Source organism: Streptomyces griseorubiginosus, from assembly GCF_017614965.1.
Taxonomy (GTDB): Bacteria; Actinomycetota; Actinomycetes; order Streptomycetales; family Streptomycetaceae; genus Streptomyces; species Streptomyces griseorubiginosus_B.
In genome coordinates this window covers 19503-41241 of sequence record NZ_WVUG01000004.1, presented here as the reverse complement: position 1 = coordinate 41241, position 21739 = coordinate 19503, and the positions used below count along the sequence as shown (strand labels likewise).

Below are 21739 nucleotides of genomic sequence, written 5' to 3'. Positions count from 1 at the left end.
GTGAAGAAATGAGTGGTTCGGGCGCGCGTACGGCGGCGGACGGGCTGGTGCCGGCGGACACTACGGAAGAGGTACGGACCAGAGCGGCGGGTGTCTCAACGCAGGTCGCCGTCCTTCCGGTGGGCAGCTTCGAACAGCACGGTCCGTTCCTTCCGCTGGCGACCGACACGCTGGTCGCGTGTGCCGTGGCCCGGGAGATCGCCGCGGCGTACCCGGTGCACCTCCTGCCTCCGGTGACGATCTCCTGCTCGCACGAGCACGCGGCCTGGCCCGGTACCGTCAGCATCTCCTCGGTGACCCTCCACGCGGTGGTTCGGGACATTGCGGACTCGCTGCGCCGCTCCGGCGTCGACGTCCTGGTGGTCGTCAACGGGCACGGCGGCAACTACGTGCTGGGAAACGTCGTCCAGGAAGCCTCCGCGCGCGGCGAGCGCATGGCGCTGTTCCCGGCCGCCGAGGACTGGGAAGCGGCTCGGCAGCGGGCGGGGGTCACCACCTCGCTGCTGACCGACATGCACGCGGGAGAAATCGAGACCTCCGTCCTTCTGCACGCTCACCCGGAATTCCTCCGGCCCGGTTATGAGACCTCCGATTTCGTCGCGGACGACCGTCGCCATCTGCTCACCCTCGGTATGTCCGGCTATACCGATTCGGGCGTCATCGGACGCCCGTCGCTCGGTTCCGCGGAAAAGGGGAAGGAACTGCTGGCGAGCCTCGCGGATTCCTTCGGCGCGTATTTCTCGCTGCTCACGTCGGCGGACGACCGCGGGTAGCCGGCACCGGCGTCGGTCCCGGCGCGCAGGCCCTCGTACCAGCGGGCGACGAGGACGGCCGCGCCGGGCAGTGCGGCGACGAAGCTGAGCACGCCGTAGACCACGGCGACGGCCACGCCGCTGCTCGCGCCGAGTCCGGCCGCGCCGAACGCCCAGGCGGTGGCGCCCTCGCGGGGCCCGAAACCGCCGACGTTCAGCGGGATGCCCATGGCGAGCAGCGCCAGCACGGCCAGCGGCAGCAGGACGGCGACGGAGGCGCCGGAGCCGGCGACGCGGGCGGCGAGCACGAACATGGCGAGGTGTCCGGCGATGACGATCAGCGAGGAGAGGGCGACTCCGGGCCCGTTACGGCGGGAGAACAATCCCTCGCGGGCCTCGGCGAGCGTCGCGCGCAGGGCGCGGCCGCGGCGGGAGGGCGCCCGGTTCATCCGCAGCGCCAGGACGACGGCGAGCGCTCCCACCACGGCGAGCGCGACCAGCGGGGCGAAGCTGCGCACCTCGGCCCGCACCGGGGACGGCAGGGTCAGCAGCACCGCGCCACCGACGACGGCCAGCGCGATCTGTCCGGCGACCCGTTCGAGCACCACCGTGCGCACACCGCGGCCGAGGTCACCGGCGTCCTTCCCGTGCCGCACCGCCCGGTGCACGTCCCCGAGGACACCGCCGGGCAGGGCTGCGTTCAGGAACAGGGCGCGGTAGTAGTCGGCGACGGCCGCGCCGAGCGGCAGTTCGATCCTGAGCCCGCGGGCCACCAGCGCCCAACGCCAGGCGCTGAGCACGGTGGTGACGGCGCCGATCACGAGGGACAGCACCAGCGTCGTGGCGTCGATCCGCCGCAGCCCGTCCAGCAGCACCCCGGTGCCGAGATGCCACAGCAGGGCGCCGAGGATGACGGCCCCGGCGACCGAGCCGAAGTGGGTACGCAGAACACGGGAGTTGAGGCGGTTCAGGAGGCTCCGCCACCAGGGCGCGGCGGACGGGGTTCCGGTCCGCGCGGAGGAGACGATCACGCCGATGCGGTCCGCGGAGACGGCGAGTTCACCGGCCCGCGCCCGCAGGGCCGCGTCGCGCGCCGCGAGACAGTCCTCGCCGTCCTCCCACACCTCGACCACGACGGACGGCACGCCCGCCGGTGCCCGAAGGGCGGGACCTTCGGCGCCCACACTTGTCCGGCCCCCGGACACGACGTCCACGTCCCGCCCGGTCTTCGTCGCGCCGCGCACCACGAACGCCCGCACCGTCTCGACGCTCATGACGCCCCGCCCACCGGCCGGGACAGCGCCAGCAGGTCGCTGTGGTGGACGGTGACGCGGAGCTCGCCGGCCTCGCAGGCGGCCAGCCGGTCGTGCAGATACCGTTCTGCGCGCGCTGCCAGCTCCGGGCGCTCCTCGACGGCCGCGCCGACCCAGCCGCGCAGCCACTGGGCGGTCAGCGCCGCCTCGCCGGGGCCGAGCCGCCAGGGGCTCGGGTTGACCCGTACCGTGGCGCCCCGCTCCGAGAAGGCCTCGCAGGCCACCGTGACCGCGTCCGGGCCGAGCAGCCCGTCGCGGCGCTGGTGGGCGTTGAAGGCCTCCATGATCTCCTCGTCCATCGGATCGGGCGGGGAGAGTTCGACGCGGCCCGCGACCGAGAGGGTCAGCAGGGCCGGGGAGCCCGCGCCGGTGCAGGCGGCGGCGAGGGTGTCGATCTCCTCGCGGGTGAGGACGTCGAGCAGGGCCGAGGCGGTCACCAGGGAGGCGCCGGCGAGGGCGTCCGGGGTGAGCCGGGCGACGTCGCCGCGCCGGGTCTCGACGGTGACCCGGCTGCCGTCGGCGGCCGAGCGGGGGGAGGCGACGGCGGCGAAGTGCAGCAGGTAGGGGTCGCGGTCGTGCAGGATCCAGTGCTGGGCGCCGTCGAGGCGGGGCGCGAGCCAGCGGCCCATCGAGCCGGTGCCGCAGCCAAGGTCGTGGATGACGTACCCGGCCTTGCCGGGCAGGTTGGCGAGCCGGATCCGCAGCGGGTCCAGCAGATCGTGCGCCCGGGCCCCGGCGTCGGCGGGCTCCCGCAGTTCCAGCCACTCGGGCGCGTAGCGCGGCGGCTCGTCCGGCCCGGTCTCCCGCAACCGCACGGTGGCCCGCTCCCCGGCCCCCGGGACGGGCCCGGCACCGGGGATCACGCCCTGCGCGGCGGCGTCCGCCACCAGGCTGCCACCGGGCGCGTCCGGCTGTCGCCCGGTGTCCGTCGCGGCCGTCCGGTCCTGTGCGTTCGTGCGGGTGTCCGCCGCCTGCGTTGCCATCTGCTGCCCCCGAACCATTTGCCTCGGACCCGGCTGTGCCGGGATCTTTCCGCCGGTCTGCGCCGGTGCGGTCCTGCTCATGCCGCCCTCCTGGGTTCGCTCGGCAGCCGGCCCAGTACTCCGGCGAGGCTGCGGGCCGTGGTCGCCCAGCCGTCCAGGGCGGCCCGCCGGCCCCGGGCGGCGGCCTTCAGCCGGCGTCGTACATCGGCCTCGCCGAACCAGCCGCGCAGTTCGGCGGCGAGGGCGGCGGGGTCCTCCGGCGGCACGAGGATGCCGGGCACCCCGCCGTCGGGGGCGCGGCCGACCGCCTCGGGCAGGCCCCCGACGTCCGTCGCGAGCACCGGGATGCCGCGTGCCAGGGCCTCGGTGACCGCCATGCCGTACGTCTCCGCGTAGGAGGTCAGCACCATCAGGTCGGCGGCGTGGTAGCTGGCGTCCAGCTCGGCACCGGCCCGCGGCCCCGCCAGCTCGATACGGCCCTCCAGACCGTTCTCCCTGATCAGCTGCCGCAGATGGGCGACGTACTCCGGGTCCTGCCCGAGTCCGCCGACGCACACGCAGCTCCACGGCAGGTCGGCCGCCGCGGCCAGCGCCTGCACCAGCCGGTGCTGCCCCTTGCGCGGGGTCACCGCGGCCACGCACAGCAGCCGCGAGACACCGTCGGTGCCGGAGGCGAGGGGCGCGATGTCGGCGCCGGGGGCGGCGACATGGACCCGCTCGGGGGCGAGCCCGTGGTGCGAGACGAGCCGGCGGACCGCCCAGTCGCTGGTGGCGACGACCGCGGGCACGGCCCGCAGCACGTCCCGCTCCTTGGCGTCCAGCTCGGCGGCCACCGCGGGCTCGAGGCCCGTCTCGTCACCGAGCGGCAGATGCACCAGCACGGCGAGATTCAGCCGCTCCGTTTCCGGTACGACGATCTCGGGCACCCCGCAGGCGACGATCCCGTCCAGCAGGACGACCGCCCCGTCGGGGAACTGGCGCAGCGTCCGTGCCAGTTCCTCGCGGGCCGCCGCCCCGGGCCGGGGCCACTCGCCGGCCACCGCGTGCTTGTGGACCTGCCAGCCGAAACCGGGCAGATCCAGGCTCACCCGCCGGTCGTAGGCGTTGCCGCCGCTCGGCGCGGCCGGATCGTCGACACCGCCCGGCATGACGAAGTGCACGGAACGCAGGGACATGGTGAGGATCTCGGCCTTCTTGACGGCGGCGTGCTGCACGGGCACATAGCCCAGCGCCGGGTTCCCCACCTTCTCCAGGGTCACGTCGGTCACAGGGCACGCTCGTAACTCGCCCAGGCGATGTGCGACTCGTGCAGGGTGACGGCGATCCGGGCGATGCCCTTGGCGCCCTCACCGAGCGCGCCCTTCTCGATGCGCTCGGCCAGCCGGTCGGCGATGACCTTGGCGAGGAACTCCGTGGAGGTGTTGGTCCCGGCGAAGGCGGGTTCGTCGTCGAGGTTTCTGTAGTTCAGCTCGCTGACGACGGCGCCGAGTTCCTGGGTGGCCAGTCCGATGTCGACGACGATGTTGTCGTCGTCCAGCTGCTCGCGCCGGAAGGTGGCGTCCACCAGGAACGTCGCTCCGTGCAGGCGCTGCGCGGGTCCGAAGACCTCGCCGCGGAAGCTGTGGGCGATCATGATGTGATCGCGGACGGTGACACTGAACAACGGACGACCCTCCAGGTGCGGCGCGTCTGGTCCCCCGGCCGTTGGCCGCCGGGGGATGCCGTGTAGTACGGCTCTTCGGTTCCCCGTGTTCAGCCCCGGCTCACCCTTTTCTCAGGTCAGGCGGTCTTGCGTGGCCGAAAGTCGTCCCGGATTGAACGACTCCGTCAGGCTGTGTCCGCGTACCTGACCCGGTGGCACAGCGCCGGGACCTCCCCGGAGGCCAGCATCGGCAGGACGTCCGGCAGTTCCTCGAAGGCGGACTCCCCGGTGACGAGGGCGTCCAGCGCCGGGTCGGCGAGCAGATCGAGGGCGAGCGCGAGCCGGTCGGCGTAGCTGCGGCTGGAGCGGCGGGCCGGGGAGACGGTGCCGACCTGGCTGCTGCGGATGACCAGACGCCGGGAGTGGAAGGCCTCACCGAGCGGGAGGGCCACCTGCCGGTCGCCGTACCAGCTCAGTTCCAGCACGGTGCCCTCTGAGGTGAGCAACTCCAGGGCCCGGGCGAGCCCCTGCTCGGTGGCACTGGCGTGCACGACCAGATCGCACTCGCCGAGGGCGTCGGCGGGCAGCGCGAAGCCGACCCCGAGCGCCTCGGCGATCTTGGCCCGGCCGGGATCGGCGTCCACCAGCTCGACGCGGACGCCCGGGAAGCGGGCGAGCAGCGCGGCCACCGAGCAGCCGACCATGCCCCCACCCACCACGGCGATCCGGTCCCCGACCAGCGGCGCGGCGTCCCACAGCGCGTTCACGGCGGTCTCCACCGTCCCGGCGAGGACGGCCCGCTCGGCGGGCACGGTGTCCGGTACGACGGTCACGGCGGACGCGGGGACGACGTACCGCGTCTGGTGCGGATACAGACAGAAGACCGTCCGCCCGACCAGGTCCGCCGCGCCCGCCTCCACGACGCCGACGCTGAGGTAGCCGTACTTCACGGGGGCGGGGAAGTCGCCCTCCTGGAACGGCGCCCGCATGGCCGCGTGCTGGCTTCGGGGAACGCCTCCGCGGAAGACGAGCGTCTCCGTCCCCCGGCTGACCCCGGAGTAGAGCGAACGCACCAGCACCTCGCCCTCGCCGGGTTCGGGCAGGTGGACGTCTCGTATCTCGCCCTCTCCCGGACGGCTGAGCCAGAACGCGCGGGCGATCAGGTTCATCTGACGTCCTCCTGAACGATCGGGAAGTGGTTCACGTACCGAGGTGTGCACAGGCCGCGCACAGTACGCGGCGTTGATCGACTCTGTCATACGGCCGGAGGGTGTGCGGTGGCCCTGAACAACACTTACGACGCGAGGCTGGTCCAGCAGGAGACCGCTGTGGGAGCGGGCGTTCAGATCCTGTTGCTGGCCCTGCTCGGCACGGCGATCGGCATGGGGCCGGCGGGTTGGCTGACCGGCCTCGCCTTCGCCGTCGCCACCTGGGCGGTGCTCTCCCGGGCACTGCACCGCACCCGGCCGCGTTCCTTCGGCCCGGCCAACCGGGTGACGCTCGGCCGCGCGACCCTGGTGGGCGGAGTCACCGCCCTGGTCGCGGACTCCTTCGAGAGCTCCCCGCCGGTCACCGCCCTCGTCGGTCTCACGGCGGTCGCGCTGATCCTCGACGGCGTCGACGGCAAGGTCGCCCGCGCCACGAACACGTCCACGCCGCTGGGCGCGCGCTTCGACATGGAGGTGGACGCGTTCCTGATCCTCGTCCTCAGCGTGTACGTCTCCATGGAGTTCGGCCCGTGGGTCCTGCTGATCGGCGGCATGCGGTACGGCTTCGTGGCCGCGGCCCGTGTCTGGCCGTGGCTGAACGCCGAACTCCCGCCGAGCATGGCCCGCAAGACGGTGGCCGCGATGCAGGGCATCTGCCTGCTGCTGTCCGCCTCGGGCTACCTGCCGAGCACGGCGTCCCTGACGGTCGTCCTGATCGCCCTCGCCTCCCTGACCTGGTCCTTCGGCCGGGATGTCCGGTGGCTCCACCGCAACTCCCGCGTCCAGGACGCGGAGGTCGCGGAGATCCTGGAACTGGCGGCGGAGAAGCGAGAGCCGGTGGCGTCCTGACCACCGGGGTCCCGTCCTGACCACCGGGGTCCCGTCCTGACCACCGGGATCGCGCCCTGACCGCCGAGGTCGCGCCCTGGCCTCCGGGCTTGTGGCCTGACCGCCGGGATCGCATGCTCACCTCCGGGGGTCGCGGCCTGACCGCCGGAATCGAGGCCTCACCGCGGGATCGCGTCCTGACCGCTGGGCGTCGCGCCCCTCACCGCCGGAATCGCGTCCTGATCGCTGGGCGTCGCGCCCTCACCTCCGGGATTGCGCCCCGATCGCCGGGGTCCCGTCCTGACCGCCGGGGGTCGCATCCTCACCGCCGGGATCGCATCCTCACCGCTGGGCGTCGCGCCCTCACCGCCGGAATCGCGTCCTGATCGCTGGGCGTCGCGCCCTCGCCTCCGGGATTGCGCCCTGATCGCGGGGGGCCCGTCCTGACCGCCGGGGGTCGCGCCCTTACCGCCGGGGGTCGCATCCTCACCGCCGGGGGTCGCATCCTCACCGCCGGGATCGCGCCCTGTCGTCGGACGCCGTGCCGTCGTTGTCCCTCACGCCCCCGTGGCCAAGCCGCGTGTCGCCCGGCCGCGACCGGTCACCGCGGCATCGCGGCTGGCGACGAGCACTCGCTCATCGGCCTCTGGCAACAACCCGGCCGCCGCGACCGGCACCACGGCCGGCGGCATTCACGGCGCCGCGCCCGGCAGTCCCGTCACCTGGCTCCCCGCCAGCACGATGAGCCCGGACACCGAGGACAACGCCCCGGTGCAGAGCCCGAGCCGCCCCTCCTCCGCCAGGTCCGTCACCCGGGCGCGAGCCGCCGGTGCGACCAGCATCTGGCCGACCAGTCGGCCGGCGGGCGGCCCCCTGCCGCTTCCCCAGCCGGACCGGAAGCAAGGTCATTCAGCCGCCACCAACCCCCGCCCGCGCAGCCGAGGTTGTGCGGTCACGGCGCGACGCCACGGCCACCGCACTCCCCCACCGGCGCTCACGGCCAACGCCCCGAGCAGCCCGAGGACGGCGGCCGGCGCCAGCACCGCCCACGGCGCGCGCTCGGCATAGGGCTGGTTCTCGGCGAGCAGCAGGCCCCACTCCGGCGAGGGCGGTTGCGCTCCCAGCCCGAGAAAGGCCAGCGACGCGAGCGCGAGGGCGATGCCGGGCAGCCGGAGCAGGGCGTGCCGGGTGACGGGCGGGAGGACGGCGGGCAGCAGTTCGTACCGGAGCAGATGCCAGCGTCCCGCGCCCAACCCGCGTGTGGCGGTGACGTGCAGCGCCGCACGCTCCTGCCGCAGCAGGGCGGACGTGTGCGTCGCGAGGGGCGCCCAGGCGACGGCGCTCACGGCGATGGCGGGCGTGGCGGACCCGCTGCCGACGACAGCGGTGACGAGCAGCGCCCCGAGGACGGGTGGCACCGCGTTGACCGTGTCGACCAGGGGCCCGGACAGCCGGGGCAGCAGCCCGAGCAGCACACCGGCCACCAGGGCGACCGCACCGATACCGATGGCCGACAGGAGCGTGTCGAGGGCGCCGTGCGCGACCCTGGCCAGCATGTCCCGGCCGAGCGCGTCGGTACCGAACGGGTGTTTCCAGGACGGCGGCCGAAGCCGCTCGACGGTGTTCAGGGCGAGCGGGTCGCGCGGCAGGCCGAGCGCCACGAGACCGAGCAGCACACCGCCGTACCCGAGGAACCGCACGCCGTCCCGGTCGGGCGGTGACGGCCGGTGCAGGGACGGCAGGGCTCCGTCGCGCAGGGCCGGCCCGATCAGCCACCGGGCCGTGAGCCGGGCGGTGCCCGCGCAGCCGGCGGCGAGCAGGACGAGGGCGAGCGTGCCGGCCTGCAGGACGGGGAGGTCCTGGGCGATGGCGGCCTGCAGCGTGGTCCGTCCCAGCCCGGGAATGTCGAAGATCTGCTCGACGGCGACGGATCCGCCGGTCAGCCCGACGACGAACAGCCCGAGATTGGGCAGCAGTGCGGGGACACAACGGCGTACGGCCTGGCGGGCGATGCTCCCGCGGGGCAGTCCTCGCGCGGCGGCCGAGAGCGCCCAGGGTTCGGCGAGGGCGCCGGGCAGCAGGTCGTCGAGCAGCCGGCCCAGCACGGCCCCGGCGGGCAGACCGAGGGCGAGCGCGGGCAGCACGGTCCACCGGGGCCCGTACCAGCCGAGCGCCGGCAGCCAGCCGAGCTGCACCCCGACGACCGTGGCGAGCACGGACGCGGTGAGGAACTCGGGCAGCGCGGCGAGGACGGCGGAGCCGGAGCCGCCCCGCCGCCACCGCCCGCACAGGGTCCGGGCGCAGACGAGTCCCGCCGTCACGACCGCCACCGCGAGGGCCACCGCCATCAGCAGCAGCGACACGCTCAGCGCCCGCGTCACGGCGGGCATGACCTCGGCGCCCGAGATCCACGACCGTCCGGCGTCCCCGCGCCACAGCCCACCGAACCACTGCCCGAGCAGCCGCAAGGGGCCTTCGTCCAGGCCGAGTTGGTCACGGATGGCGGCCAGCACCTCGGGCGCGGGATCCCGCTCGGCCGACCGCGCCCTGAGGACGGTGAGGGCCGGGTCGGTGCGCGTGAGCCAGGGCAGCAGGCCGATGCCGCACACCAGGACGAGGGCGAGCCCGGCGCGCCACAGCAGCGCGGTCGTTCGACTCCCCATGGGTCAGCGCCGGGTGCCGGTGCCGACCAGCGTGCGCTCGTACGGGTCGAGCAGCGCGCCCCGGACCGAGTCGCCGACGCCGGTGATCACGCGCTGGTGCACCAGCGGTACGACGGCGTCGGTGCCCAGGATCTCCGCCTCGGCCGCCATGACCGCCTGCTGGCGTTGCGTGAGGTCGGCGACGCCTTCGGCCCTCGCCACCGCCCGGTCGACGTCCTTGTCGCACAGCAGGGCCAGGTTGAAGCCGCCGTCGCAGGTGAAGTCGCTCGCCAGGACGGCGACCGGGTCACCGGTGTCGACGAGGGTGTTGCGGGCGAGCACCACCGCGTCGAACCCGCCGCCCAGCGCGTCGCTCTCCAGCCGTGAGTACTCCCGCACCTCCAGCTCGACCCGGAACCCGGCCTTCTCCAACTGCTGCTTCAACACCTGGGCGACTTCCGGGAGTTCGGGCCGGTTGTCGTACGTGGCGAGCCTGATCCCGGCCCCTTCCGGGTTCCCGGCCCGCGCTCGCCCGGTCGGGGGCTTCCTCTTCCCCTCGGCCCAGGTGACGGCGGGGCCGTAGATGCCGGTACCGGCGTCGGCGTGCCCCTCGTAGACGTCGTCGGCGAGGACGGAGGTGTCGACGGCCCGGCGGGCGGCGGCCCGCAGCGCCGGGTCCTTGAACGGCCCCGACCGCGTGTTGAGCAGCAGTCCCGTGGTGCGGGTGGTGGCGGTGTCCTTGCGGGTGGCCTCGTCGAGGGTCGCCGCCTGCGCCACGGGTATCGCCTCGGCGATGTCGACCTGCCCGGTGCGCAACGCCGCGGCACGCGCGGAGCCGTCGGCGATGAACTTCACGTCGACACCCGGGGACTGGGCGAGACCGCCCCAGTGGCCGGGGTAACGGTCGAGGGTCACCGCGGTGGCCCCGGTGACCCGGGTCAGCTCGAAGGGACCGGTCGCGGTACCGACCGGATCGACCCGGCCGCCGGCGCCGTACGCCTTCTTCGCGAAGACGGCGAGACTCGGGCTGGACAGCCTCAGCGGCAGCACGGGGTCGGGTTCACGGGTGGTGATCCGTACCGTCTCGGGGCCTTCGGGCTCGGCGGTGAGGCGGACGCCGGAGAGCGCGGCGGGAACCGGCTCGGCCTCGGCGGCATGGGTGAGAGAGGCGGCTACGGCGGACGCGGTGACGTCCGTGCCGTCGTGGAAGGTGGCCTCGCGCAGGGTGAACAGCCAGATGCGGTCGCCCTCGCGGCGCCAGGAGGCCGCGAGTCCGGAGGTCGCGGTGCCGTTGGCGTCCATCGAGGTCAGACCTTCGGTGACCCCGAGCCGGCTGAGGATCGTGGCGTCGGCGCCGTAGGGCGAGAGACCTTCGGCGGGCGGGAAGGCGAGGGCGACCCGCAGCCGGGACGCGCCCTTCGCGTCACCGGTCGAGCCGCCCGCGCCCTCGGAGGCGAAACAGCCGGTGAGGAGCGGTGCCAGCAGCAGGGTGAGAAGAAGTCGCATACGGTGCACGGCGCCTACCGCCCCATCGGTATCTCGAAGTGGACGATCCCCTGACCGCCGCCGGGTTCCTGCCGCTCGTCGAGCACGACCCTGCCGAGCGACCGCCAGAAGGCCTCCGCCCCCGGCACCGACGGGTCCGTGTGCAGGTACACGTCGCGATAGCCACCGTCCGCGACCGCGAACGCGAGCAGTTCCTCGACCAGGCGCCGGGCCAGACCCCGTCTGCGGTGCTCGGGGCGGACGTAGATCCGGCGCAGCTGCGCGGTTTCACCCGAGGGGAAGCGTTCCGCGACGTGCCGCGGGTTCGGCGGGTGGGCGGGGCCGCGGGAGTCCAGGGCACCGGTGGCCACGACGGCCCTGTCCTCCGGGTCGACCGCGACCAGGAGAGTGTGGCGGGCGGGGACGAGATACGCGGCGGCCGGGTCGAGGATGTCGCCGTGCCAGCGCGGCACATAACCGGTGCCGAAGTCCCGGTGGACGGTGTCGAGCATCACGGCTCGCGCACCGTCGAGGTCGCCTGGGTTCGCCGTCCTGATGCAGTAGTCACGCACTTGCAGATCATATGCATTAACTGTCCTCCTTGATCGTTCCGATTTGACAGGGCCCCGGAAGCTGTCTACAACCTAGCCACATGACATTCATTTTCAAAACCAGGTCGGCCCGGTAATGCGGGTCGCGTTCGTGGGCAAGGGCGGCAGCGGCAAGACCACCCTGTCCGCGCTCTTCTCCCGTCATCTGGCCCGCTCCGGCGCGCCGGTACTGGCCGTCGACGGCGACATCAACCAGCACTTGGCCGAGGCACTGGGACACGCCGGTCCCCTGGACGCCCCGGCCCTGGCAGCCCATCTGACCGAGATCAAGGACTACTTGCGGGGCGACAACCCGCGCATCGCCTCCGCGCAGGCGATGGTGAAGACCACCCCGCCCGGCCGCGGTTCCCGTCTCCTGCGCCTCCTCGGCGACGACGAACTGCACGCGCGTCACGCCCGGCGCGTCGGTGACGTGTCGCTGATGGTGACGGGCGAGTTCGAGGAGAGCGATCTGGGCGTGGCCTGCTACCACTCCAAGCTCGGCGGGGTGGAGCTGTACCTCGGCCATCTGGTGGACGGTCCCGGCGAGTACGTCGTCGTCGACATGACGGCCGGCGCGGACGCGTTCGCCTCCGGGCTGTTCACACGCTTCGACATCACGTTCCTGGTGGCGGAACCCACCCGCAAGGGCGTCTCCGTCTACCGCCAGTACCGGGACCACGCGCGGGAGTTCGGGATCCGGATCGCGGTGGTCGGCAACAAGGTGACGGGCGAGGACGACGTGATGTTCCTCAAGGACCAGGTGGGCGACGACCTGCTGACGTACCTGGTCCACTCGCCGTGGGTGCGGTCGGCCGAGCAGGGCGGCGGTCAGGGCGAGTTGGAGGCGCTGGAGCCCCACAACCGGCACGCTCTGGACGTACTGCGCGAGGCGGTCGACGCCCGCCCGAAGGACTGGGCGACACTGCACCGCCATGCCGTGGAGTTCCACCTGCGCAACGCGCGCGCCTGGGCGGACAAGGCCACGGGCCAGGACCTCGCCACCCAGGTGGACCCGGACTTCGTACCGGGCCCGACGTCACTGACCTGACACAACTCCCCCGTGAGCAACCTCGACCATCGATCAGAACGGACACCCCCCTTCCATGTCTCTCGACGTCTCCCCGAAGCTCCTCGCCGAAGCCGAGTCCGGTGACATCCGCGAGGAGGACTTCGTGGACACGGTCCGCACGTCACTGCCGTACGCCTACGACCTGATCGCCTCCCTCGCCGCCGAACTCAAGTCCGGCACGGCACACTTCGCCGACAACCAGACCCCTCCCCCCTCCGAGCGCGAACGCGGCCAGCTCCTGCGCGCGCTCGCCAGCGACGCGATCCGCGGCAGCCTGGAACGCCACTTCGGCGTCGAACTCGCCTTCCAGAACTGCCACCGGGTGGCGGCCTTCCACCCGGGAGCCCGCGCCGGCGAGACCTACGGCCGCTTCACGTCCCTCCGCTCCCAGATCCTGAACCAGTCCCCGGAGTTCAGGGACTGCTGACCCGCCCCGGCGCCTGGTCCGTCTGCTCGATGCCCGCCGCGTCGAGCAGCCGGGCCAGGTCCCGTTGGCGTCGTCGCGGTGTCGAAGTGCTGCTCACCCGGTCGAACGGCCCACAGTCCCGCGCCGTGCCCCACCACCCGGAACCTCACCCGATCGCGTGACTCGACCGCACGGCATTGACGCTTCAGGCCGCCTCCCGGGCCCGCCCCCGATGCGCCCGGATGATGTCCGCGTACCGGTACCCGGTGCCCTTGATGGTCCGTTTCTGGGTCCGGTAGTCCACGTGCACCAGACCGAACCGCTTGTCGTAGCCGTACGCCCACTCGAAGTTGTCCAGCAGCGACCACGCGAAGTACCCGGCCAGCGGGGCCCCCTTGCGGACGGCGGACGCGCAGGCGGCGAGGTGGCGCACCAGGTAGTCCTGGCGTTCGGGGTCGTCGACGGTGCCGTCCGGGCGTACGACGTCCGGGTATGCGGAGCCGTTCTCGGTGACGTAGATCTTCCGTGCCCCGTACTCCTCCGTCAGGCGGAGCAGCAGCGTCTCCATGCCGTCCGGGTCGATCTCCCAGTCCATGCCGGTGCGCGGAACGCCGAGGCGGCGGACCGAGCGGACGTGCGGCGCGGGGGCGGAGGGGTCGTCGGCGACGGTGGCCGGCATGTAGTAGTTCAGGCCGTGCCAGTCGAGCGGGGCGGCGATCCTGGCCAGGTCACCCGCCCGCTCGGGGAGGTCGACGCCGTACACCTCGCGCATGTCGGCCGGGAAGCCCCGGCCGTACACCGGGTCCAGCCACCAGCGGTTGACATGGCCGTCCTGCCGGCGCGCGGCCCGTACGTCCTCGTCGCGGTCGGTGGCGGCGTGCACCGTGGACAGGTTGGTGACGAGGCCTACCTGGGCGGACGGGGCTGCGGCGCGGATCGCCTCGACGGCGAGGCCATGGCCCAGCAGCAGGTGGTAGGAGGCCCGGACGGCGGCCGTGAGGTCGGTCAGGCCGGGCGCCATCCTGCCCTCCAGGTGGCCGATCCAGGCCGAGCACAGCGGTTCGTTGAGGGTGGCCCAGTGGGTGACCCGGTCGCCGAGGCGGGCGGCGACGACGGAGGCGTACTCGGCGAACGCCACGGCCGTCTCCCGCTCCGGCCAGCCGCCCCGGTCCTGGAGGACCTGGGGCAGGTCCCAGTGGTAGAGGGTGACCGACGGGGTGATGCCCGCCTGAAGCAGGGCGTCGGTCAACTCGTCGTAGAAGGCGAGGCCCTTGGGGTTCGCCGGGCCGGACCCTCCCGGCACCACCCTCGGCCAGGCGATCGACAACCGGTAGGCGTTCGTGCCCAGTTGGCGCATCAGACCGATGTCCTCGCGCCAGCGGTGGTAGTGGTCGCAGGCCACGTCTCCGTGGTCGTCGCCGTCGACCTTGCCGGGTGTGTGCGAGAAGGTGTCCCAGATCGACGGGGAGCGGCCGTCCTCGGCGACGGCTCCCTCGATCTGGTACGCCGATGTGGCCGTTCCCCACAGGAAGCCGTGCGGGAAGGCGGCGAGGTCGATGCGGTCGGACACGTAAGTCCCTTCGGACGCAGGAGAATCGGTCACTTGACGGCCCCGGCCGTCAGCCCGGCGACGAGATAGCGCTGCAGCAGCAGGAAGCCGGCGACCACGGGCACGCTGACGACCAGCGAGGCGGCCATGATCTGGTTCCAGTACACGTTGTTGAGCGTGGAGTAGCCCTGGAGGCCGACGGCGAGGGTGCGGGTGGTGTCGTTGGTCATGACGGAGGCGAAGAGGACCTCGCCCCAGGCGGTCATGAAGGCGTAGACGGCGACCGCGACGATGCCGGGGATCGCGGCCGGGACCACCACCCTCAGCAGCGCGCCGAGTGGGCCGCACCCGTCCACCAGGGCGGCCTCGTCCAGGTCCTTCGGCACGGAGTCGAAGTACCCGATCAGCATCCAGATCGAGAACGGGAGGGAGAAGGTGAGGTAGGTGAGGATCAGGCCGCCGCGGGAGCCGAACAGGGCGATGCCGGTGGCGTTGCCGATGTTGACGTACAGCAGGAACAGCGGGAGCAGGAAGAGGATGCCCGGAAACATCTGTGTGGACAGCACGGTGACCGTGAAGACGCGCTTGCCGCGGAAGCTGTAGCGGCTGACGGCGTACGCGGCGAACACCGCGATCACCACCGAGCAGACGGTCGCCGCACCGGCCACGATCAGCGAGTTCACGAAGTAGCGGGCCAGCGGGACCGTCGACCAGATGTCGATGTACGGGCGGATCGTCAGACCGCTGGGCAGCCAGCGGAACTTGCCCGTGACGTCCGCGAGCGGCTTCAGCGAGCTGGAGACCATGACGTAGACCGGCACCAGCACGAACCCGGTGAGCAGGGTGAGGAAGACCCGGCGCGACCAGAGGAACGAACTCGGGGGCGCCATGGGGGACCTAGACATCGCCTGTCCTCCGTCCGCGCGAGGTGAGCGCCAGGTAGACGCCCGTGACGACCAGCAGGAACAGCAGCAGGAGCACGGACATGGCGGACCCGGTGCCGAAGTTCCAGGTGACGAAGGACGCCTGGTATATGTGCACGGAGATGAGGTCCGCCGCCTCCGGGGCCGACTTGCCGAACAGGACGTAGGGGGTGTTGAAGTCGTTGAACGTCCACAGGAACAGGACCAGGACCAGCACCTGGTTGACCGGGCGCAGGGACGGCAGCGTGATGCGGCGGATCTGCTGCCACATGCCGGCGCCGTCGAGGGCGGCGGCCTCGTACAACTCGCGTGGGATGTTCTGCAGTCCGGCCATGACGATGAGGAAGGCGAACGGCCAGCCCTTCCACACCGACACGGTCAGCAGCGCGTAGAAGCTGTTGTCGCCGATGAGCCAGAACGACGGCTTGCCGGTGAGGTGCAGCTGGTCGTGCAGGACGTGGTTCACCAGGCCGTTGTCGTGCTGGAACATGAACACCCAGGTGATGACGGCCGCGTAGACCGGCAGGGCGTACGGCACCAGGAACAGCGCCCGCAGCAGGCCGCGGCCGGCGAAGGTGTCCTGCATGTAGACCGCCGCCGCCGTGCCGATCAGCCAGCACAGGCCGACCGAGAGCAGGGTGAAGGCGACGGTGACGAAGAAGGAGTGCAGCAGGGCCTGGCCGACCGGGGCGTCGAAGTCCACGGAGACCCGGTAGTTGGACAGGCCCGACCAGGGCGCGGTGCCCCAGTCGCGGATGTAGAACTGGGTGAGTTCCTTGAAGCTCATCACGATGCCGATGACCATCGGCACCAGGTGGACGAGGAGTTCGAGGACCAGGGCGGGCAGCAGGAGCAGGTACGGGAGCCCGGCGCGGCGGAACTCCCCCTCAGCGGTTCCTTGAGGGCGGTGGTGGTCATCGGGCTCACTTCGCCGGCATCTGCTGCTGGGCCTTCTCCAGCGCGGACTTCACCGAGTCGGTGGTGATCGCGCGTCCGGCCGCCGCGTCGGCGAACAGGTCCTTGACCGCCGTACCGACCGCGGTCTCGAACTGCGACTCGTCGGCCACCTGCGGCAGCGCCGCGGCGCTCTTGGCGAGGGTGTCCTTCAGCACCGCGTTCGACGGGGAGTTGAAGGTGGCGTCCTCCTGCGCGGCCTTCACCGGCGGGATGGAGCTGTAGGCGGTGTTGAGGATCTTCTGTTCCTCGTCGCTGGTCATGAACTTCACGAACTTCGTGGCGCCGTCGAGGTTGTGGCTGTTCTTGAAGACGGCCAGGTTGATGCCCGCCACCATCGAGTTGACCTGGGTCCCGGTGCCCGGGGTGCCGGACTGCACGGGGACGGGTGCGATGCCGTACGCGCTCGCGTCCATGCCCTGGGACTTGAGGTTGGCGGCGGCGGACTGCCACAGCAGCATGGCCTGCTTGCCCTTGGCGAAGTCGCTGACGGACTGGTTCTGCGCGTACTCGGCGTCGCCGGTCGGGATGACCTTGTCCTTGGCCATCAGGTCGACGTACTGCTTGACCGCCGTGACCACGCCGTCGTTCGTGAAGTCGGCCTTGCCGTCGGCGGTGAAGAAGTCCGCGCCGTGCTGCTTGGCGAAGACGAAGACGTGGTGGATGTTCTCCGACAGGTTCGAACCCTCCGCGCCCAGCGCGGACTTGCCCTTGGCCTGGATCTTCTTGCCGTCCGCGACCAGTTCCGCCCAGGTGGCCGGGGGCTTGGATATGCCGGCGTCGGCGAAGATCTGCTTGTTGTAGTAGAGGGCGTAGGCCATCGAGTACAGCGGTACGGCGGCCGGGTCCTTGCCCTCGGCGCCCGTGGAGCCGAGGGCCGAGTCGACGAAGCGGTCCCTGCCGCCGATCTTCGCGAAGTTCTTGGCGTCCCAGGGCAGCAGCGCGCCGGTGGCCTGCAGGGAGGCGCTCCAGGTGTTGCCGATGTTCAGGACGTCGGGGCCCTGGCCGGAGGTGGTCGCGGTGAGGATCCGGTTCAGCAGGTCGGACCAGGGCACGACCTCCAGCTTCACCTTGATCCCGGTCTGCTTCTGGAACTTGTCGAGTTCGGGCTGCAGGACCTTCTTGTCGACGGCGATGCTCGCGCCCTGGTTGGAGGCCCAGTACGTGAGCGTCTTCGGGGAGTCGTTCGACCCTCCGCCGCTGGACGAACCGCCTCCGCAGGCCGAGGCGGCAAGGGCGAGTGACATGGTGACGGCGCCTACGGCCGCGGCTCGGATGCTGCGCATGGTTCCCGGTGTCCCTTCAGGGAATGCACTCATGGCTTAATTTAGGACGTGAGTTAAACCTCAAGGGATGTCCGCGTCAAGGGGTACGGCACGGCTTGCGGAACTCTGGTCACGCCTCTTGACGCGGTCGTTCGGCTAGTTGAAGCATTCACCGGCGAGAGAGCGCTCCCAGACCCCACCAGGTTCACTTCCTGAACAGGAGAGCCGCCCCATGCCCCTGCCCGCCATCGGCCGCAGAACCGTCCTCGGCGCCACTGCCGCCGCCGCCCCCGCCGTGCTCGGCCTGTCATCACCCGCCTCGGCCGCCCCCAAGCCGCCCAGGAAGCCGCGCCTCCTCCCCGGCGGCGGCGACCTGGGCCCGAACGTCCTGGTCTTCGACCCGTCCACCCCCGGCATCCAGTCCAGGCTGGACGAGGTGTTCCGGCAGCAGGAGTCGGCGCAGTTCGGCACCGGCCGCTACGCCCTGCTGTTCAAGCCCGGCACCTACCACGGCCTCAACGCCCAGCTCGGCTTCTACACCTCGATCGCCGGCCTCGGCCTGTCCCCCGACGACACCACCATCAACGGGGACGTCACGGTCGACGCCGGCTGGTTCAACGGCAACGCCACGCAGAACTTCTGGCGTTCGGCGGAGAACCTGGCGCTCGTCCCCGCGAACGGCACGAACCGGTGGGCCGTGGCTCAGGCGGCCCCCTTCCGCCGTATGCACGTCCGCGGCGGCCTCAACCTCTCGCCCACGGGCTACGGTTGGGCCAGTGGCGGCTACATCGCCGACAGTCGCGTCGACGGCCAGGTCGGGCCGTACTCCCAGCAGCAGTGGTACACCCGGGACAGCGCGATCGGCAGCTGGCTCAACGGCGTCTGGAACATGGTCTTCTCGGGCGTCGAGGGCGCCCCCGCGCAGAGCTTCCCGAACCCGCCGTACACGACCCTCGACACGACCCCGGTCTCCCGGGAGAAGCCCTTCCTGTACGTCGACGGCTCGCAGTTCCGGGTCTTCCTGCCGGCCAAACGCACCAACGCCCGCGGTGTCACCTGGGGCAGCGGCACTCCGCGCGGCACCTCGCTGCCGTTGTCGCAGTTCTACGTCGCGAAGCCCGGCGTCTCCGCGGCGACCCTCAACCAGGCGCTCGCACAAGGACTGCACCTGCTGCTGACGCCGGGCATCTACCACCTCGACCGGGCCGTCGAGGTGAACCGCGCCAACACCGTGGTCCTGGGCCTGGGTTACGCGACTCTCGTGCCGGACAACGGAGTCACGGCCCTGCGGGTCGCCGACGTCGACGGCGTGCGCCTGGCGGGCTTCCTGATCGACGCGGGCCCGGTCAACTCCGCGACGCTGCTGGAAGTCGGCCCCCGAGGCGCGTCCAGGGACCACTCCGCCAACCCGACCACCGTCCAGGACGTGTTCGTCCGCATCGGCGGCGCGGGCGCCGGCAAGGCCACCACCAGCATGGTCGTCAACAGCCGCCACACCATCGTCGACCACACCTGGGTCTGGCGCGCCGACCACGGCGACGGCGTCGGCTGGGACACCAACCGTGCGGATTACGGCATCGTCGTCAACGGCGACGACGTGCTGTGCACCGGCCTGTTCGTCGAGCACTTCAACAAGTACGACGTCCAGTGGTACGGCCAGCGCGGCCGCACCATCTTCTTCCAGAACGAGAAGGCGTACGACGCCCCGAACCAGGCCGCGATCCAGAACGGCCCGGTGAAGGGCTACGCCGCCTACAAGGTCGGCGACGACGTCACCGCGCACGAGGGCTGGGGCCTGGGCAGTTACTGCTACTACAACGTCGACCCGACGATCGTCCAGCACAGCGGCTTCGCCGCGCCGAACCGTCCCGGGGTGCGCTTCCACGACCTGCTGGTGGTGTCGCTGGGCGGCAACGGCCAGTACGAGCACGTCATCAACGACACGGGCGCGCCGACGTCCGGTACCTCGACGACGCCGTCGACGGTGGTGTCGTACCCGTGAGCGAGGGGCGGCCCCGCCCGCGTACGGGAGGGGCCGCCGTGTCGGTCACCGGGCCGGCGTCGCGGCCGGGGCCGGGGCGTAGCCCGTGGGGCGTGCCGTGAAGGTGCCCCGGCCCTGCGTCCGGCTGCGCAACCGCGTCGCGTAGCCGAAGAGTTCGGCCAGCGGCACGGTCGCCGTCACGACCGCCGAGCCACCGCGCGCGGCCGAGCCCGACACGCGTCCGCGACGTGCGGCGAGGTCACCGAGGACACCGCCGACGGCGTCCTCGGGCACGGTCACCGTTACCTCGACGACCGGCTCCAGCAGGAGCATCGCGCAGGCGCGGAGGGCCTCGCGCAGGCCCAGCCTGCCCGCCGTGCGGAAGGCGGTCTCCGAGGAGTCCTTCACATGGGTCGCCCCGTCGGTCAGGGTGACCCGCAGCCCGGTCACCGGATGCCCGCCGAGCGGACCTTCCGCGAGGGCGTCCCGGCAGCCGGCCTCGACCGCCCGGACGTACTCCTGCGGCACCCGTCCGCCGACGACCGCCGACCGGAACTCGAACCCGTCCTGGAGCGGCTCGACATCGAGGACGACATGGGCGAACTGCCCCGCCCCGCCGTCCTGTTTGACGTGCCGGAGGACGAAGCCGGACACCCCGCGCCCGACCGTCTCACGGTGACTGACCCTCGGACGACCGACGTTGACCTCCAGACGCTGCACCAGCCGGAGCTTCTCCACCGCGACCTCCAGGTGCAGTTCGCCCATGCCGGACAGGACGGTCTGACCGGTCTCGGGATCCGTCCGTACGACCAGTGACGGGTCCTCCTCGGCCAGCCGTGCCAACGCCGACGCCAGCCGGTCGGCATCCGTAAACCTGCGTGCCTCGACGGCCACCGAGACCACCGGCTCGGTGACGCCCGGGGGTTCGAGGACGAGCGGGGTGCCCGGGGCGCACAGCGTCGAACCGGCGCGGGCCGACTTCAGCCCGACCACGGCGACGATGTCCCCGGCCACCGCGTGGTCCACGCGCGCGTGGCGGTCGGCCTGGACGCGCAGGATGCGCCCGACGCGCTCGGTGCGGCGCGTGCCCGCGTCCAACACGGTGTCTCCCTTCTCGATCGTTCCCGAGTAGACGCGCAGATAGGTGAGCCGCCCCGTGGGGGTGGCGTTCACCTTGAACACCAGGGCCGCGAACGGCGCCCGCGGATCGGCCGCGCGCTCCTGCGCCGTACCGTCGTGCGTGCCCCGTACGGCGGGCACGTCCAGCGGCGAGGGCAGGTACGCCACGACGGCGTCGAGCAGCGGTTCGATGCCTCGGTTGCGGTAGGCGGAGCCGCAGAGCACCACCACGGCGTCACCGCTGCGGGTGAGGTCCCGGAGGGCTCCGGCCAGCGTCCCGGCCGACAGCGTCTCCCGCTCGACGAACTCCTCCAGAGCCCCGGGGTGCAGCTCGGCCACGGCCTCCTCCAGCAGTCGGCGCCGCCGCAGCGCCTCCTCGCGCAGGTCCTCGGGCACCGGCACGACCTCCGCCGTGGCGCCGCCGTCGGACCAGACGAGCGCGCGCAGGCGCAGCAGGTCGACGACGCCGGTGAAGCCGTCCTCGGTGCCGACGGGCAACTGGACGACCAACGGCGCCGGATGGAGCCGTTCCCGGATGGAGGCGACGGCGGTGTCGAGGTCGGCGCCCGCGCGGTCCATCTTGTTGACGAACGCGATCCTCGGCACACCGTGCCGGTCGGCCTGCCGCCACACCGACTCGCTCTGGGGCTCCACGCCGGCCACGGCGTCGAACACAGCGATCGCCCCGTCGAGCACCCGTAGGGAACGCTCGACCTCGTCGGCGAAGTCCACGTGCCCCGGCGTGTCGATCAGGTTGATCCGGTGGCCGTCCCACCCGCAGCTGACGGCCGCGGCGAAGATGGTGATGCCACGGTCGCGCTCCTGCGGGTCGAAATCGGTGACGGTGGTGCCGTCATGGACCTCTCCCCGCCGGTGGATGGTGCCGGTGGCGTAGAGGATCCGCTCGGTCACGGTGGTCTTGCCCGCGTCGACGTGGGCGAGGATGCCGAGGTTGCGGACGGCGGTGAGAGGGTTGACGTCGGTGCGCACGGCCCGTTGGCCTTTCTGGTGTCCGGAAAAAGGGCGG

General features: G+C 72.1%; 17 protein-coding genes and 2 pseudogenes. 5 read left to right on the top strand and 14 right to left on the bottom strand.

The annotated features are described in order from the left end of the window. Positions 1 to 8: 8 nt before the first annotated feature. Positions 9 to 773 carry a creatininase family protein gene (locus GRC12_RS01585; RefSeq protein WP_208776787.1) on the top strand — a complete coding sequence of 255 codons (765 nt, stop codon included), beginning with the start codon at positions 9 to 11 and terminating at the stop codon, positions 771 to 773. A gap of 122 nt (positions 774 to 895) precedes the next feature. Here GRC12_RS01585 and GRC12_RS45255 read toward each other — a convergent pair. The 5 genes and pseudogenes from GRC12_RS45255 to GRC12_RS01565 all read right to left on the bottom strand — a co-directional run. Next, positions 896 to 2026, bottom strand: a pseudogene (locus tag GRC12_RS45255) (lysylphosphatidylglycerol synthase transmembrane domain-containing protein); the annotation flags it as partial. Continuing rightward, positions 2023 to 3129: a class I SAM-dependent methyltransferase gene (locus GRC12_RS01580; RefSeq protein WP_244371883.1), complete on the bottom strand. Its 1107-nt coding sequence runs from the start codon at positions 3127 to 3129 to the stop codon at positions 2023 to 2025. The gene GRC12_RS01580 and the pseudogene GRC12_RS45255, both read right to left, overlap by 4 nt. Further along, positions 3126 to 4316 (bottom strand): glycosyltransferase family 4 protein, encoded by a 1191-nt coding sequence (locus tag GRC12_RS01575; protein WP_208776786.1) that lies wholly within the window; start codon positions 4314 to 4316, stop codon positions 3126 to 3128. The genes GRC12_RS01580 and GRC12_RS01575 overlap by 4 nt, the downstream gene beginning before the upstream one ends. After that, positions 4313 to 4711, bottom strand: a complete 399-nt coding sequence (locus GRC12_RS01570; protein ID WP_208776785.1) for a 6-pyruvoyl trahydropterin synthase family protein — start codon at positions 4709 to 4711, stop codon at positions 4313 to 4315. Before GRC12_RS01570 ends, GRC12_RS01575 begins: the two co-directional genes overlap by 4 nt. 164 nt (positions 4712 to 4875) lie before the next feature. Beyond that, positions 4876 to 5859: a zinc-dependent alcohol dehydrogenase gene (locus GRC12_RS01565; protein WP_208776784.1), complete on the bottom strand. Its 984-nt coding sequence runs from the start codon at positions 5857 to 5859 to the stop codon at positions 4876 to 4878. A 108-nt stretch (positions 5860 to 5967) separates the two neighbouring features. On the opposite strand from GRC12_RS01565, the gene GRC12_RS01560 reads away from it, so the two are divergent. Further along, positions 5968 to 6747, top strand: coding sequence for a CDP-alcohol phosphatidyltransferase family protein (locus GRC12_RS01560; protein ID WP_208776783.1), 780 nt, complete (start codon positions 5968 to 5970; stop codon positions 6745 to 6747). A gap of 671 nt (positions 6748 to 7418) precedes the next feature. Here GRC12_RS01560 and GRC12_RS01555 read toward each other — a convergent pair. The 4 genes from GRC12_RS01555 to GRC12_RS01540 form a co-directional block, all read right to left on the bottom strand. Further along, positions 7419 to 7568 carry a hypothetical protein gene (locus GRC12_RS01555; RefSeq protein ID WP_244371882.1) on the bottom strand — a complete coding sequence of 50 codons (150 nt, stop codon included), beginning with the start codon at positions 7566 to 7568 and terminating at the stop codon, positions 7419 to 7421. 63 nt (positions 7569 to 7631) lie between these two features. Beyond that, positions 7632 to 9389, bottom strand: a complete 1758-nt coding sequence (locus tag GRC12_RS01550; RefSeq protein WP_208776782.1) for an ABC transporter permease subunit — start codon at positions 9387 to 9389, stop codon at positions 7632 to 7634. A gap of 3 nt (positions 9390 to 9392) precedes the next feature. Next, positions 9393 to 10874 carry an ABC transporter substrate-binding protein gene (locus GRC12_RS01545; protein ID WP_208776781.1) on the bottom strand — a complete coding sequence of 494 codons (1482 nt, stop codon included), beginning with the start codon at positions 10872 to 10874 and terminating at the stop codon, positions 9393 to 9395. A gap of 14 nt (positions 10875 to 10888) precedes the next feature. Beyond that, complete coding sequence (locus tag GRC12_RS01540) at positions 10889 to 11425, bottom strand: GNAT family N-acetyltransferase (protein WP_208776780.1); 537 nt, start codon at positions 11423 to 11425, stop codon at positions 10889 to 10891. Between the two features lie 115 nt (positions 11426 to 11540). Between GRC12_RS01540 and GRC12_RS01535 the strand changes: the two genes are divergently transcribed. Then, a complete protein-coding gene (locus tag GRC12_RS01535) occupies positions 11541 to 12494 on the top strand; it encodes a nucleotide-binding protein (RefSeq protein ID WP_208776779.1) in 954 nt (317 codons plus the stop codon). A 55-nt stretch (positions 12495 to 12549) separates the two neighbouring features. Further along, complete coding sequence (locus GRC12_RS01530) at positions 12550 to 12942, top strand: SCO5389 family protein (RefSeq protein ID WP_208776778.1); 393 nt, start codon at positions 12550 to 12552, stop codon at positions 12940 to 12942. 184 nt (positions 12943 to 13126) lie between these two features. On the opposite strand, the gene GRC12_RS01525 is transcribed toward GRC12_RS01530, so the two are convergent. The 4 genes and pseudogenes from GRC12_RS01525 to GRC12_RS01510 all read right to left on the bottom strand — a co-directional run bounded on the left by GRC12_RS01525 (position 13127) and on the right by GRC12_RS01510 (position 17633). Then, entirely contained in the window at positions 13127 to 14491 is a 1365-nt protein-coding gene (locus GRC12_RS01525; protein ID WP_208776777.1) for a GH1 family beta-glucosidase, read from the bottom strand. A gap of 29 nt (positions 14492 to 14520) precedes the next feature. Beyond that, positions 14521 to 15360 carry a carbohydrate ABC transporter permease gene (locus tag GRC12_RS01520; RefSeq protein WP_208776814.1) on the bottom strand — a complete coding sequence of 280 codons (840 nt, stop codon included), beginning with the start codon at positions 15358 to 15360 and terminating at the stop codon, positions 14521 to 14523. A 7-nt stretch (positions 15361 to 15367) separates the two neighbouring features. After that, positions 15368 to 16279 (bottom strand): annotated as a pseudogene (locus GRC12_RS01515) (carbohydrate ABC transporter permease); the annotation flags it as partial. A gap of 37 nt (positions 16280 to 16316) precedes the next feature. Next, complete coding sequence (locus GRC12_RS01510) at positions 16317 to 17633, bottom strand: ABC transporter substrate-binding protein (protein WP_208776776.1); 1317 nt, start codon at positions 17631 to 17633, stop codon at positions 16317 to 16319. A gap of 211 nt (positions 17634 to 17844) precedes the next feature. Between GRC12_RS01510 and GRC12_RS01505 the strand changes: the two genes are divergently transcribed. Then, the gene (locus GRC12_RS01505; protein WP_208776775.1) at positions 17845 to 19614 is read left to right on the top strand and encodes a coagulation factor 5/8 type domain-containing protein; all 1770 of its coding nucleotides are present in this window, start codon (positions 17845 to 17847) and stop codon (positions 19612 to 19614) included. Between the two features lie 45 nt (positions 19615 to 19659). On the opposite strand, the gene fusA is transcribed toward GRC12_RS01505, so the two are convergent. After that, on the bottom strand, positions 19660 to 21702 hold the full coding sequence (fusA, locus tag GRC12_RS01500; RefSeq protein ID WP_208776774.1) for an elongation factor G: 2043 nt from the start codon (positions 21700 to 21702) through the stop codon (positions 19660 to 19662). Positions 21703 to 21739 lie beyond the last annotated feature (37 nt).